This window comes from Nostoc sp. (assembly GCF_036919495.1).
In the GTDB taxonomy this organism is placed as follows: Bacteria; Cyanobacteriota; Cyanobacteriia; order Cyanobacteriales; family Nostocaceae; genus Nostoc.
Genome location: NZ_JBALBZ010000075.1, coordinates 1 through 14,335 on the forward strand (window position 1 = coordinate 1; position 14,335 = coordinate 14,335).

The 14,335-nt window shown below is 40.1% G+C and carries 10 protein-coding genes and 2 pseudogenes; 6 read left to right on the top strand and 6 right to left on the bottom strand.

The window, feature by feature from the left end; translation table 11 throughout:
* Positions 1-268: pseudogene (locus V7K25_RS10195) on the bottom strand (trans-splicing intein-formed DNA polymerase III subunit alpha C-terminal partner DnaE-C); the annotation flags it as partial.
* Between the two features lie 437 nt (positions 269-705).
* On the opposite strand from V7K25_RS10195, the gene V7K25_RS10200 reads away from it, so the two are divergent.
* Positions 706-1,674: an SGNH/GDSL hydrolase family protein gene (locus V7K25_RS10200; RefSeq protein WP_335157492.1), complete on the top strand. Its 969-nt coding sequence runs from the start codon at positions 706-708 to the stop codon at positions 1,672-1,674.
* Between the two features lie 366 nt (positions 1,675-2,040).
* Here V7K25_RS10200 and V7K25_RS10205 read toward each other — a convergent pair whose 3' ends face one another.
* Complete coding sequence (locus V7K25_RS10205) at positions 2,041-3,123, bottom strand: response regulator (RefSeq protein ID WP_335157494.1); 1,083 nt, start codon at positions 3,121-3,123, stop codon at positions 2,041-2,043.
* Positions 3,124-4,480: 1,357 nt separating this feature from the next.
* Positions 4,481-4,972: a hypothetical protein gene (locus V7K25_RS10210; protein ID WP_335157496.1), complete on the bottom strand. Its 492-nt coding sequence runs from the start codon at positions 4,970-4,972 to the stop codon at positions 4,481-4,483.
* A 763-nt stretch (positions 4,973-5,735) separates the two neighbouring features.
* Between V7K25_RS10210 and V7K25_RS10215 the strand changes: the two are divergent.
* The 4 genes and pseudogenes from V7K25_RS10215 to V7K25_RS10230 all read left to right on the top strand — a co-directional run.
* Positions 5,736-6,011 (top strand): annotated as a pseudogene (locus tag V7K25_RS10215) (SDR family NAD(P)-dependent oxidoreductase); the annotation flags it as partial.
* Between the two features lie 420 nt (positions 6,012-6,431).
* Entirely contained in the window at positions 6,432-7,835 is a 1,404-nt protein-coding gene (locus V7K25_RS10220; RefSeq protein WP_335157498.1) for a glycoside hydrolase 100 family protein, read from the top strand.
* Positions 7,836-8,246: 411 nt separating this feature from the next.
* On the top strand, positions 8,247-8,549 hold the full coding sequence (locus V7K25_RS10225) for a hypothetical protein (RefSeq protein WP_335157500.1): 303 nt from the start codon (positions 8,247-8,249) through the stop codon (positions 8,547-8,549).
* Positions 8,550-8,635: 86 nt separating this feature from the next.
* Positions 8,636-9,103, top strand: a complete 468-nt coding sequence (locus V7K25_RS10230; RefSeq protein ID WP_335157502.1) for a hypothetical protein — start codon at positions 8,636-8,638, stop codon at positions 9,101-9,103.
* A 57-nt stretch (positions 9,104-9,160) separates the two neighbouring features.
* Here the strand turns inward: V7K25_RS10230 and V7K25_RS10235 are convergent, their stop codons facing one another.
* The 3 genes from V7K25_RS10235 to V7K25_RS10245 form a co-directional block, all read right to left on the bottom strand.
* A complete protein-coding gene (locus tag V7K25_RS10235; RefSeq protein ID WP_335157503.1) occupies positions 9,161-9,337 on the bottom strand; it encodes a hypothetical protein in 177 nt (58 codons plus the stop codon).
* A 144-nt stretch (positions 9,338-9,481) separates the two neighbouring features.
* Positions 9,482-12,508, bottom strand: a complete 3,027-nt coding sequence (locus V7K25_RS10240; RefSeq protein ID WP_335157506.1) for a UPF0182 family protein — start codon at positions 12,506-12,508, stop codon at positions 9,482-9,484.
* Between the two features lie 42 nt (positions 12,509-12,550).
* On the bottom strand, positions 12,551-12,721 hold the full coding sequence (locus V7K25_RS10245; RefSeq protein WP_335157510.1) for a hypothetical protein: 171 nt from the start codon (positions 12,719-12,721) through the stop codon (positions 12,551-12,553).
* Between the two features lie 357 nt (positions 12,722-13,078).
* Between V7K25_RS10245 and egtD the strand changes: the two genes are divergently transcribed.
* Positions 13,079-14,113 carry an L-histidine N(alpha)-methyltransferase gene (gene egtD / locus V7K25_RS10250; protein WP_335157508.1) on the top strand — a complete coding sequence of 345 codons (1,035 nt, stop codon included), beginning with the start codon at positions 13,079-13,081 and terminating at the stop codon, positions 14,111-14,113.
* The last annotated feature ends 222 nt before the right edge of the window (positions 14,114-14,335 follow it).

A 14,335-nucleotide genomic window follows, 5' to 3' on the forward strand; every position in this document is an offset into this window, starting at 1 on the left:
CCATATTTGTACAGTTAGTAATATATCTCTGTACCTTATCGGTATCACCACTGTTAGCCGTTAACAGCGCCGCCATATATTCTAATGGGTAATTAGCTTTTAAATATGCTGTTTGATAAGTTACATAACCATAGGCAGTTGAATGAGATTTATTGAAACAATTGGAAGCTATTAACCCATTTTTGATTGCAAAATTATGGTCATGCTCAACCCCAATGTCATAGACATTTTGTTTTCCTAAATATTTGCGTGTGCCTATTTTAATCATCCTACCCTACCCCCAAAAAAATTTTTGCCAAATTGATAAAATGATGACAATTGTAATTTATGTAATACTATAATCAAAAATTATATCACTATAAAACACTGCTATGCTATTACACAAAAATAGCCTAAATATATCAAACTTTTGGCAAACCATTAGATAGACAGTTAACAGCTATACAATTGCTGTTTTCAAGCTTATTAAACACGTTCCAATACATATTAATCCGCTTAGTCAGATACTTGGGGGGAGGGAAGAAGCAAGGGATCTTTTCGTTGGAAAGAAAAGAATTACTGAACAATAACCCTCTTTCCTCAAGTGCTTCCCCTGCTTATCCGAACGGTATTGCTTAATACATCCCGTCTCCATACCTCTATCCAATGCCTAATGCGTCAGTTACTATCGTTGAAAAGCAGCTCAGTATAAGAGGGTGTAGGTAGGTGAAAGTCGCGTTGATCGTATTTTTGGTGGTTGTAGGCTTGTTTGTGGTAGTCGAGATCGGACTGCGATCGCTTTTTGGCTTTGGTAATCCCCTGATTTATATTGGCGATGAGCAGATTGGTTATTTATTGGCTCCTAACCAGCGTACCCGTCGTTTTGGTAATCGCATTGAAATTAATGAGTATTCTATGCGAGGTAATCCGCTCAAGAAGACACCTACACCTTCTGGGTTGCGAATTTTACTGTTAGGGGATTCTATTGCTAATGGTGGCTGGTGGACAGATCAGACTAATACAATATCCACGATGATGATGCGTTCTCTGGCATCATCCACTAATGGTAATTATCAGGAAGTAGAAGTGCTGAATGCTTCAGCTAACTCTTGGGGCCCAAGGAACGAGTTAGCTTATTTAGAGAAGTTTAGCAATTTTAACGCCCAAGCGGTAGTGTTATTAATTAATACCGATGATTTGTTTGCTACTGCTCCCACTTCTTTACCGGTAGGATGCGATCGCAACTATCCCAATAGTAAACCTCCCTTAGCATTGCTGGAAGTGTGGCAACGTTATATCGTCAAGCAACAGCCAATTCCCGAAATGAAAGCAGTCCAAAATGAACCAGGCGATCGCGTGGGGATTAATTTGGAGGCGATCGGCAAAATTCAAGCTCTGACTTGCCAAACCAACAGCCAATTTCTTCTAGCCATGACTCCCTTACTGCGAGAAATTGGTGAACCAGGCCCCCGCGATTACGAAATTGTGGCACGCCAGCGCTTGAACGATTTTGCTAAAGTACAACAAATTAACTATATAGACTTTTTACCGATATTCAATTCAATTACCAACCCGCAAGCTTTGTATCACGACCACATTCACCTCAACTTACAAGGTAATAAAGTTGTCAGTGAAATTATGGAGCGATCGCTTTTGGAAATTCTAAGGGAAATACCACTTCCTCAGACCTACTAAGGTCATCAGGGACTTCCAAAATAAAGGTTCGTAGTGAGCGATTTATTGCTCAATTTAAAATGTCCATAAGCGGTGAGTCGAATTTGTTTTTATGAAGCTAGATAACTCATATCTACTTATCCCCGGTATTACTACATCAGTAACAATCGAATTTGGTTTTTTTTTAAGATTATTTATTTCTAGAGCTTTTTTCGCACTAGTAGTTTTAATAAAAATTTAACCCATATTTGTGAGATAACGACCAACTAATTTAAATTCACTCAGACAATATTCTCTAACTAAAATAGTAGTAATTCAGCTAATACTAAACCTTAAATCTCCAACAAATACCCTAGTTTCTGTTAAATTAGTTTTTATACCAGGAATTTACATAATATGTTTGAATATTATTTTTAGTAAATCTCCTTGTGTAAAAGGTTTAGTTAAATAACCTGATGCTCTTACTATCTTAGCTTTAGCTTTATCTAGAAATCCTAATTTTTCTGACACCATAATCACAGGTGTATTTTTAAAATTTGAGTGTTTACGCAGCAAAGAGCAGAGTTCATACCCATCCAAATTAGGCATTGAAATATCCAACAAAATGATGTCGGGTTTTGTATGAACAATCTGCATTAAAGCCTTTAAAGAATCGGTAACTCCTACAACAGAAAATATTTGCTCATCTAAATAACTTTTAATAGTATTCAATATTGTAGGGCTGTCATCAATACAAAAGATCGTGTAGATTTTTTTGTCAGCAGGTGGTTTAGTGATCTGCTGACTCCTATGTTCATTGGTATTAATAGAATAGGTTGGCGGCTTATAGCCGTTTGTTGTAGACCAGTTTGGTATACTTTTGCTTTTAGGTTTTAGCTCATTTATTTTGAACAATTCTGAAGGATTTGATTGAGAAGTTGGTGATGTCTGACGATAAGCCGCTTCCCTGCGGGGTGTTTGACATCGTTCAACTAGTAAGCGGAGATTCAGATGACAAAACTTTGGCATATCATCCAGAAAGCTTTCAGGAATAAATTCATAACTCCCCTGGTCTAAGCTCAGAAATGACTCTAGAACTTCTAACGCCAATTGCTCTATCAGTATCGCCGCTTGAGAGGGACTGATATATTTCTGATTAACTAACCAACAAATAGCCAAATAATCTGGGTTCGGTATTGCCTGATTTTCAATACCAGTTTCAAATATCGCCCGCAACTGTTCGTGAATTTCACGAGGGAGAGTAGAAATTTGCTGACTCAAACGTTGCAAATTTCTGTAGAGTGGCTCAAACATTTTCTCTGAATAGCAGGCATAAATTAGTTTACCCTCGTCTACATATATTGACCAAGAGCCTGATGTGCTAAATACCTGCAAACAACCAGTAACCGACTTACCAGTGATTTTTTTCAATAAAGATAAAGGCTGGAGCTTTTGGAAAAATCTGTATCTACTAATCGGAAGTGTCTTCATTGGGATGGTTTTGGAATAAAGTTAATATTTGTTTGCACGTAAAATTAGTGAATTACCTTTTCAGAATTCACTGCGACTTTGTTGGAAGCACTATCAGATAAATATAGCGGTCACATTTGAGTTAGTACAGAGATTCCACACCCCCCAACTCTTAATTAACCAATCTCTGTTAAACTATAAAGCACGAGTTACAAATAAGCCAATCCATGTTATTGCCTAATGGCAAAATGGCCTGACTGGTTGCCAGGATATAGTATTTCAAAAATTAGATTGGTTTTCTGTATCTTTCGCTAATCTAGCCAATCTAACAGTAACTCAAGTGCAACGCATAGACCATTGGCTCTCGCCCATCAGTCACAAAAGTATCATTGGTATCCGTATTTAGCAGCCTAAATTGTAGATACACTTTAGTTTTCATGCCAAGGTTGTTTTGCCTCTGATGCTAAAGTCGAAAACGACCAAAATCTACTGTAATATAGATGAAAATGGCTCGAAATCAAGGCTTTTGAACATTGAAGCCGCGCTGAGGAACTATGTTTTTGCGGTCGTGACGAAAGTCGTGGAACACTTTTGCTTGAAGTTTATTCTTGAGGGTAACTACTTCAAAATAAAACGTATTATTAGAAACTAAGCATTGAAAAAGTTAAATGTCTTACTTAGGTTTATGATTGTAGAGCAACCCTTAGTGTTGGGATTGGGTAAAATTATCACTTGCACAACAAGAATGGTAAACCTCCGACCAAGGATGAGTTAGCTGGTAATTGCCGCCATGATGGTGTGTGGTGAGATGCAACAGGCAACCAAATCAGCAGAAGGGAATCATCTTCATAATTACTGGAGACGGTTTCTAGTGTCGTGTGGGGCTAAATAGTCACCCTGCACAATTTGAAGTAATAAATTCAAGAACTTGCAGCGAAATTCTTGATTGGTAGTGCATACCTGCAAAATAGCTCTTTTCTGCTAGATGGTAGATAACAAGTAAGTAACCACTAAAATTCAGATTACTATAATTTTCAAAAAAAGTTAGCATAAACATATAAACTTCATGATAAATCAGTGAAGTAAACATGAAAACTAATTAATATTATTTTTCAATATTTATTTTATCGGATGTCCGGGAAGACTGAGAATGTACAGTTAAAGATAATTTTGTCTGTTTATAGCGCTTTTCGGTTGAGTAGGTACAGAACCTTGCTCGAAAATCTCAAGTTTTAAAAGTTACAAATATAAATAGAAAATTGTCCCTAATCTTATTTATCCATAAGGTATTTTTAGCAAAAAGACGCAAAGAATTACTTTGCGTCTTTGGTGTGAGATTTAGAAGTGGAAAGTCTCACTGTTAAAATTCTCCATCTACTTAAAATTGCTCCCGCCAGCACCAGCTTAAAAGTGTACCACCTGCCACCAGCTTAACTATTTCCAGTACCCAATAACTGCCGTGCAGTATATTCATTGTCGATGGAATAGCAGCAGCAGCTTCAAATAGGTTGAGTTGAACTCCTATGGCGCACATCTGCGGGGTTAAGAAATAGGTGTCAAGTACAGCTATAGTTAACAGCAGCACAGATAAAACAATACTGCCAATACTCCAGTGATATCGGGTTTTACTCAAAGCTAGCGCCCCAGTCAGGACTATCGCAGCAGATAATAATTCCATCCGATTGAAGTTCCAAAAAATCGTATAGCCTGCTGTCGTAAAACCAGCTTGGCTCATCATGCCAGAAAGATAAAGGCTAGGCATAATTACCCAGTCTAAAACTAGACTAGCACTGAGCCAAAAGCCCAAAGTCAATATGATGGCAGTTTGCCAAATTGGTCGCTTGAATTCAAAGTTTGAAATAGCAGTCATAAAATAATTGCGTGTGTTGTATTTCTTTAGTTTGTAACTTTACTAGCAGTTTGACAAGAAATATCAACTAACCTTTACAAAGCGATCGCTCTTAAATTATGAACTAAATCCCAAGATTTTTTAAACTAGATTAAAAAATATTAAGATTTTTTAAAAAGTAATTTAAATAAATTTTGCTTGTTAGAAATACTCAATTTTTTATGTTGAAAGCAACTAAGTAAGTCGGCGGAGAAATTTATAGTTATGTAACAAAAAGTTAAGGAGAATGGCTAGAGTAAAATTTAACACGTTCTATAGTATAGTTTCCTCGCTCTCCTCTGGCTTGAATATCATTTATTACCCCATAGGCAAGGTCTAATTCATCGTCAAAGACTTGTCATGATAATTCATGTCAAGGCCATCAATAACCAAAATGACCCCCTTTTTTTTAGTACGATATTTTACTTTTTCCCAGTAGCAGATACTAAAGGAATAAAGGTAAAAAAAGATTTTTGTTATTTATTAAGTAAGGGTGCATAGATGTGCGCCCTTACTTAATCTGAAGTTTTAGGCGATCGCACTTTTAACTGCTTTGAATATCATCGGTTTGCATCTGGGTAAAAGAGAGAAGTTGGGGATGAAATGTACTTTAATGCAAACAAGAACCTTTATATTTTAAAATTACCTCTATTGGGGGATGACAACAGCAAGGTTAAAGGTTGGAAAGCATAATCTAAAATCCCAAATTTTTTGACTGGTGCAAATTCAAGTAAGGGCAGGAAATATGATAGGGTTAAAAGGAAAGAATGCTTTAATTACAGGTGCAACTTCAGGTATTGGTCAGGCGATCGCTATCAGACTCGCTCAAGAAGGGTGCAACATCGCCATCAATTACCGCAAAGACCCGGAAGCTGCGGCAGATAGGGAAGAGATGGCATTGCAAAAAGCCTGTGGAAATATCGAAAATTGTGGTGTGAAGTCGCGACTGGTTCAAGGAAATGTTTCCCCAGAATCAGATATTGTTGAGATGGTCAACACCGTAGTAAAGGAATTTGGCAGTAGCCGCCTACATCACCGGACAAACCCTATTCATAGATGGTGGATTGACTCTGTATGCTGACTTTCGAGAAAGCTGGTCAGCTTGAGAAAGAGGCAAGGAAGCTCTTAGCTGGGAGCAAGAGGGATAGAGGAAAAAAGGGATTCGACACTTCGACCCAATTGGAGAGGCTGCGCCAAAGGTAGAGCTACGGGCAATGCAGAGCTACGTGAACACCCTGCCTGTTGCGTTAGCTTCCCGTATGATACGAGAACTACGCTTGTTGAAGTGGGAGATTCAGACCTATATTCTGTTCTGCTCCACAGTAGGAGAAAGAGGTCATGTCCCCCTGCTCCCAGCCTGCGCCCTGCCTGTTCGTTGATGTAAGGCTTGCGTACTTTCCACAATTGAGCTGATACATACCATTAGTGGAATTAAACGCCCATGACTAGCGCGATTGATAAGAACAGTCTGCTCGAAGCAGAAGCTTGGGAATTGTTGGAAGAGTCGATAATTTATTATCAGGGAAAACCCATTGGTACTGTAGCTGCCCAGGATGCGGAGTCAGATGCTCTTAATTATGACCAGTGCTTCCTCCGCGATTTTGTCCCTTCTGCCTTGGTGTTTCTCATGCACGGCAAAGCAGAGATTGTGCGTAACTTCTTAGTAGAAACACTGAAATTACAAAGTCATGAAAAGCAGATAGACTGCTTTGAACCAGGAGCGGGATTAATGCCTGCAAGTTTCAAGGTACATTCTAATGGAAATGAGGAATTTTTGGTCGCTGATTTTGGTGAACTGGCGATCGCTCGCGTTCCCCCAATTGATTCTTGTATGTGGTGGATTCTCTTGCTACGCGCCTATGAAAAAGCTACAGGCGATTTAACTCTAGCGCGTCAGCCAGATTTTCAAGCAGGAATCAAGTTAATATTGGATCTTTGCTTGGTACATCGCTTTTCCATGTACCCAACAATGTTAGTTCCCGATGGCGCGTTTATGATTGACCGTCGCATGGGAGTCTACGAACATCCTCTAGAAATTCAGGTATTATTCTATGCATCTCTCAGAGCTGCTACTGAATTGCTTTTACCCGATGGGGATGGCGATGGCTACCTTGGCAAAGTCAATAGACGATTGGGATCTTTGAAATATCATATCCGCAACTATTACTGGCTAGACCTGAAGCGATTGGGGGAAATCTATCGTTACAAGGATAACGAATTTGGTAAAGAAATTGTTAATAAATTCAACATCAACTCAGAATCAATCCCCACTTGGTTGACCGAGTGGTTGCCCGAAACTGGAGGATATTTAGCGGGAAATCTGGGGCCCGGACGGATAGATTTTCGCTTTTTTGCTCTGGGAAATCTGATGGCAATCTTAGCTTCCTTAGCCGGCGAAAAAGAATCTCAAAGCATTATGAATTTATTTGCCCAACGTTGGCAAGACTTAATTGGCTATATGCCTGTTAAAATCTGCTTTCCAGCAATGGATGGTTTAGAGTGGAGAATTGTTACAGGATGTGATTCTAAGAACAGGGCTTGGTCTTATCACAACGGCGGTAACTGGCCCGTTTTACTGTGGTTATTTACTGCTGCGGCAATGAAAGCAGGTCGAACAGAACTTGCCCAAGCAGCAGTAGCCATTGCCGAAAGGCGTTTATTTAAGGATAAATTCCCAGAATACTACGATGGCAACAATGGCCGTTTGATTGGCAAAGAAGCTAGAATTTATCAAACCTGGAGCATTGCCGGATTGCTAGCAGCCAAAAAGTTGCTGGAAAATCCAGAGTACTTAGAATTAATCAGTTTTGCAGAGGGTCTTGAAGTCCCAGGCTGTAGCCTGTAGGTACCGAATGGCTCCCAGGGCTTCTACCCAGAATATAATTTAGCCGTTGTACTTATACAGAATGCCTCTGCTAACTAGTACAACGGGCGCAGAAATAAACATACCATTTCAAATGGCGCAAGAAGCTCGGAAAAAAATTATGCCTGACTTTTAACACTTCGACTCCTTTCGACTGCGCTCAAGGCAAGTCCTCAGTGTTAACCTTTAACTTTTGTCTTGCGGTACTAGCATCGTAACTCCTAGAGGCGCTATGCGTAGCAAAATCCTCAAAAGATTACCTAAAGGTGAACTTTAAATTCTCAAATACCGGATAACTGATACACTATATACTAAGAGGTATCTGAAGTGTCATACTTAATAATATCACCAGATAGTCTTTGCATAATTAACACGTTTTAACGTGTATAACCCATGAAAACTACTTCAGATTTAATTTCAGAATTTGAACAACTATTCAGACAAAAATTACAGCTAAATAATTGTAAACTTAGAAAGAAAAGACAAGAGAATAATTATGAAATTATTACTCCAGCTAAAGACATTTTTTTGATGTACTGGTCTGAATTCCCCGATGTTAACTTAATATATCAAGCTGTAGGGGTACGCACTCAGCAGACTAGTGTTTATGAACGAGCTATCCGCTCCCACATTAGTTCTAGTCTGAGTAGTATTCAGGAGAATCCTAGCTCTGAATCACCATTATTGGTAAATTAACTAATACTCAGATAACATACAGAATATTTACTAAGCTCTCGCCAGTTTTTATCATATAACTGACGAGAGTTGATCGAGAGATAAAAATGCAATCCGAAAAAAATCAAGATCAGCTAGATTACAAAACTTTGTTAGCCAATGCAAAGCAAGCCTTAAAAATTGAATACCACAAATCAGCTGCTTTAGCGTCCCAACTGCAAGCCATAAAAACTCAGCTAGAGCAAGTTCAGGCCGAAAACAAAACTCTAAGGGAGAGTGCTTACGAAGATGTAATTAAGCACTTTGAGGCGCGGACTCAAGCAGCAGAAGCACTTGCACTCAAAACAGAAGTACGCCAAAGATTCCTTGAAGCCAATGGTTGCAACGATGATCAGAGCTTCGATACTCTATGGGATAGTATTAAAAATAAGATTCAGATCCAAGATGGTGAAGTGAGAATCGTTGCTCAAAATGGCACTCCTAAATTCACCTTAACAGGCAGCATGATGACTTTGAGGGATTTTATTCAGTCCCTCAAACAAGACCCAATCTCTAGAAAGTTTTTCTACAACTAATGAGCCAAATTCATGAAATTTTCTCGCTAGAAGCTGACTAAAGATTGTTTAAGAAAGCTATTCATCTTCGTTTCCTGGCGGCCGTTCGCTCTCGCTTTGTTGGGCGTCCCACTCCAAAATAATGCGTTCCAACATCTCAGATTGCGTACAGTTATTAACATCGGCGTACATTTTAATCAACTGCCTCACTTCAGGACTAATGTGGCGGATCTCTAGTTGGTTATTTTGTAGCATGTCGATTAACTTTTAGTGTCTATTACATATATTGAACTATTAAACTATGTCTGTTGCGATAAATTTTTTTAATAGATATCTTACAAAAGCTCCCTTTCGGCTGAGTATGTGGCAACCTTGAGTTTATACGAATTACGAATTATTTTAACCAGGCGGGACTGCTTCTTCAAAGGGACGGATAATAGCAGGGGCTGGTGTAACTTCTGGTTTAAAAATTCCCTGCAAGGCTTGTTCTAATGTTTGTGCCATGACAATGCGGTTTTCGTAAGCCACGACAACCCGCACTAAAGTTGGCAAGCTATTCTGTGTGGCTTCTAAATAGATTGGCTCGACATACAGCAGTGATTGCTCAATGGGAATGACTAATAAATTGCCCTGAATAGCTCTCGACCCCTGGCGATTCCACAAAGAAATTTGCTGAGAAATTACTGGGTCTTGATTAATCCGTGCCTCGATTTGCTCCGTTCCGTAGATCAGTCTTTCTTTGGGAAAAGTATATAACAATAGCTTCCCATAGTTTTCGCCATCCGATCGCGCCGCTAACCAAGCGATTAAATTAGTCCGTTGTTTGGGAGTATAGAGCAGAAATAGGATAAATTCTTCTCTACGAGAGGCTTTGCCAACAAAGGGTACAGTAGGAAGACTAGTAATCAAATAGTACGGCTCTACTGGACGGGGTTCACTGCCATAAATTTCGTTGGGGATTTGCCACTGGTCTTCCCGATTGTAAAATACCTGGGGATCGGTCATGTGGTAGGTCATCAACCGCTCAGATTGAATTTTGAAGAAGTCCACCGGATACCGCGTATGACTGCGGAGATTTACTGGCATTGTACTGAGCGGTTTAAACATGTTGGGAAATATCGCTGACCAAGTGGCAATGATCGGATCGCTTGGATCGGCAATATAAAAGTTAACAGTACCGTGATAGGCATCAATCACTACCTTGATTGAGTTGCGAATGTAGTTGATACCATCGCTACCAGTGTCTGAGTAAGGATAGCGATCGCTCGTCGTGTAGGCATCAACAATCCAGTAAAGATAGCTGGGATTACTTGGGAAATCTTGATTAGCAGCAGCAGCTACTAAATAGGGGTCGCTGTCAAATTTTAAAAAAGGTGCGATCGCTTGAATTCTTTGCCTCACATTTCGCCGCAGTAGCACCTTTGTCTCTGGCAAAAAGTCTCGCGTCAGCAGCATCTGCCAATCTTTCAAATACATAGCAAATAACCAGCGTCGCCATGCTGAAGCGATTTCAACGCCGCCTAGACCATCGTAAGAATTGTAAACATTATCGCTACCACTAGGATAGTCTAGCTCTCTAACTCTTGTGCCAGTCATTACGTAGGTATTGGTTATTTCACCGTAATAAATCCGGGGTTGCCCAATAGGAATACTGTCACGAATGGCTGCATTAGAAGTTGTGAGGGCGCTACTATTACCACTAATATCTTTGACAAAATATTCTGGTAGCCCCCCCGGCCCAACTGTATTAACTGGGCTAACAGTAAACCCGAAACCGTGAGTATAAATTAAATGACGGTTAACCCATGTTTGAGCTTCCTGCGGTACAGCATTGTAGTCTAATTCTCGTGCGGCAATCAGTACCTGCCGCCGTTCTGCTGACTCAGTTGGTTCCTGCTTAGGTTCTGGTGGCTTTTGGGGAGCAGATGGTTGGCGTGAAGTTACATCTGTTTTGAGAGTGTAGCGGTCAATATCGGCATCGGGGAACCGATAGTAGGGCCGAATTTGTTGCAGTTGACGGTTGGTTTCTAATAGTGGTCGCTCATCCCATAAGCGAATATTCCGAATTGTCAAGTCATTCTTTTGAATATCAGCTTGAGTTAATGTTCCTTGCGGGTTGAAGGTTCTAGAATCTATCGCTTGTAGATCGAATGCTTGGCGAGTCAAGGCAATAGTACGCTGAATGTAGGGTTGCTCTCGTTGTAACTCATTAGGTTGGACAATTAAATATTGCACCACCCCAGGTAGAACAATGTCAACAGCTACAACTAATACTAAATAAAGCCCTAACCCGTAAAACACCAAAGGACGATACTGAGATTTAGGTTTCCAGAAAAATGTTCGCCAAAGTAGGTAAAAGGCGATCGCTACTGCCAGAATGCACAAGACGGTGTAAGCTGGCAACTGGGCTGTCACATCGGTATAGCTGGCACCATAACTTACTCCACGGGTAGAATACACGAGTTCATAGCGGCTTTGCCAGTAACTCAGAGCCACTACCAGCATCAACAAGCCACCCATACCGAATAAATGACGCTGTTGCTGGGGTGAAAAACCAGGAAAAATTCCCTGACTCAAACTGTCAGCCGACAGGAGATAAGTGAGAGTAACGGCGACGAATCCATACAAACATAATCCCATCAGCCAGAGTTCTAACAGTTCCCAAACGGGTAAAGAAAATACATAAAAGCTGATATCTCGACCAAATAAAGGCTCAGTGCTGTTGAAAAGGGTGGGGTGGAAATATTGCAGCACCTTTGGCCAGTGTTGGAATATGATGAAGGCAAAAATGGGACTGAAGAAAACTGCGATCGCAGTTAGTAAAAATTGGGGATAGATTAAGATTGCGATCGCTACTCCCCCAATTAAACCGAGATACGAGACTTGAGAGAAAATCTGCCTCAAGAGGTGCCAAATTGTCTCTAGTCGGAATAAGGCAAGAATGGGTTGACTAGCTTTATTAACTGGAGAATGCCAGTAAGAAACAGCAATTTGACCATAGTGAGCCAGCATTAACCCGATCAACAAGCTTAGTACCAAAGCTAGGGGTAATAACCAGCGCAATCTGAATGGTTTAAAGGTTTGCGGCGTAAGTGTCGGGGTTTCGTTGCCTCTTGGATAATGAGGACTGAGAAAATTTTTTAATTCACTGCTCAGTTGTGCTTCTTCACGCCTGACTTCTTCAATCTTCAGCGGAGGATATTTTAGTCGTTGTGCTAGAGCCAGGTTTAGCAGTAGATAGCTAGCAGTTATCCCAGCCACGACTACCCACAAAACACCACGAGTTACCACCCTCAACAGAAATACTTGGAGGTAGCCAACTTCCTGAAACCAAAAAATCTCTGCTCCCACGCGGGAACCCAGATCCAGGAGTAGCCACAGCCCTAAAAATACAATTAATAGTCTAAAGCCCCATTTCCAATACATTGATATGTAATTTAATAAGAACGCCAATTCTTTATTTGCAAGCTAGGTACTCTTTGAAATTCTCGAACATTGATGTTGCATTATTGTTTCTGGCCAAGTCATGGCTTTTGTTTCTAAGAAAGTAACAAAGATTCTACTTTCAGTAATACCTTGTGGTGTTTCAGCTAGTTTAATTTTGCCATTTTTATAAATTCCTTCAATGGTTTGTAGCATTGTTGTTTACCTCCTATCTAATTTTCAAATGTAGTTCCAGTTTAGAACATCCGAGTTCTCAGGGTAAGCTTAGATAGTTCTGAGCATGAAGTTCCAAGTTCTAAGGATAGAAGTTGGAGTTTAAAGCCTCAACAACACCACATAAAAGCACGGATACTGCCGTGCCCCTACCGATGTACCTCACATAAAGGAGAACCGCTATATTGTCACTTGAATCAGGAAATCCCTAAAAATATATTTAAAGCTTGAGCAATATTGCTCAAGCATGATTTTATTAGCTATGGCTATGTGTTTCACTAATTAGAGTAAAGGTTTGCCATTATAGGTAACCTATTACGCCAAGCATACGGAGGTTTAATGTCGATATCTAAAGCTCTCAACAGGAACGTTACTTCTCAAAACACCGTTGAAAAACGCTTGCAGATGCAGTGTTTGATAGGAGCAACTCAAATAGTTGCACCTAGTACTGGGAGTGATGTAGTGAAGGGATTAACTCAAACATCTAAATCTCTACCCCCCTCTTACTTTTATGATGACCGAGGTTCTGAGCTATTTGAGCTAATCTGTGATTTACCAGAATATTATCTCACACGCACAGAAACAACGATTTTACAACAGTATGCTGGTGAAATTGCCAAGATAACTGGCGCTTGTGAATTAGTAGAACTTGGCAGTGGCAATTCCACCAAAACCCGCATTTTACTAAATGCCTACCAGCAGCTAGACTATCCTTTGCACTACTTACCAATTGATGTGTGTGCAGGTATATTGGAAAGTAGCGCCAAGCAGTTATTAAGAGATTATCCCTTACTGCAAGTTTATGCTTTAGCGGCAACTTATGAATTAGCCCTTGCAAAACTCCTACCGACGGAATTACTCAGCAGGATGATTTGTTTTATTGGTAGCAGTTTAGGTAATCTTACACCTAATGAATGTGATGTCTTTTTCTCTCAAATTACAGAAGCCCTACAAGTAGGTGAGTATTTCTTGTTGGGGATAGATTTACGAAAGCCGAAACAGATTTTAGAACCAGCTTATAACGACAGCCAGGGAGTGACGGCAGCATTTAACCTCAATATGCTGGAGCATTTAAATCAACAGTTTGAGGGGAATTTTGACACCACCCAGTTTGAACACTGGGCATTTTACAATGAAAATGAGCATCAAATAGAAATGCATTTACGCAGCCTGCGATCGCAAATTGTAGAATTACGCGCTCTTAACCTCAAGGTTAATTTTGCATTAGGTGAGACTATCCTCACCGAAATTTCCCGCAAATTTGACCTCAATATTATCAAGCAGCAACTCACCACACAAGGTTTATTACCTCTCCAAGTGTGGACAGATCCAAATCAATGGTTTGGTTTATTGCTCTGTCAACTGCAAGCATAAAGCAAATCAGAGTATGCCTCACATAGATAGCAGTTCTCAGTGAGTCCAGTATAGACCAATACATTTTTAGTTAAGCCCCAAATCCAATGCAAGAGACGTTGCATTGCAACGTCTCTACATAGCTAAAATCGTATCGGCTCAATAATCAGGGGTAGGCAGTTATTCAGTCTGCCACGACCAACCAAACAGATTAGGAGCAGTCTTGTTGCGAATTATTTGGGC

What these genes read in the sequence shown, in the direction of transcription:
- V7K25_RS10205 (WP_335157494.1), bottom strand. Translation starts at nt 3,123, where the DNA reads ATGAAGACACTTCCGATTAGTAGATACAGATTTTTCCAAAAGCTCCAG.
- V7K25_RS10210 (WP_335157496.1), bottom strand. Translation starts at nt 4,972, where the DNA reads ATGACTGCTATTTCAAACTTTGAATTCAAGCGACCAATTTGGCAAACT.
- V7K25_RS10220 (WP_335157498.1), top strand. Translation starts at nt 6,432, where the DNA reads ATGACTAGCGCGATTGATAAGAACAGTCTGCTCGAAGCAGAAGCTTGG.
- V7K25_RS10225 (WP_335157500.1), top strand. Translation starts at nt 8,247, where the DNA reads ATGAAAACTACTTCAGATTTAATTTCAGAATTTGAACAACTATTCAGA.
- V7K25_RS10230 (WP_335157502.1), top strand. Translation starts at nt 8,636, where the DNA reads ATGCAATCCGAAAAAAATCAAGATCAGCTAGATTACAAAACTTTGTTA.
- V7K25_RS10235 (WP_335157503.1), bottom strand. Translation starts at nt 9,337, where the DNA reads ATGCTACAAAATAACCAACTAGAGATCCGCCACATTAGTCCTGAAGTG.
- V7K25_RS10240 (WP_335157506.1), bottom strand. Translation starts at nt 12,508, where the DNA reads ATGTATTGGAAATGGGGCTTTAGACTATTAATTGTATTTTTAGGGCTG.
- V7K25_RS10245 (WP_335157510.1), bottom strand. Translation starts at nt 12,721, where the DNA reads ATGCTACAAACCATTGAAGGAATTTATAAAAATGGCAAAATTAAACTA.
- egtD (WP_335157508.1), top strand. Translation starts at nt 13,079, where the DNA reads ATGTCGATATCTAAAGCTCTCAACAGGAACGTTACTTCTCAAAACACC.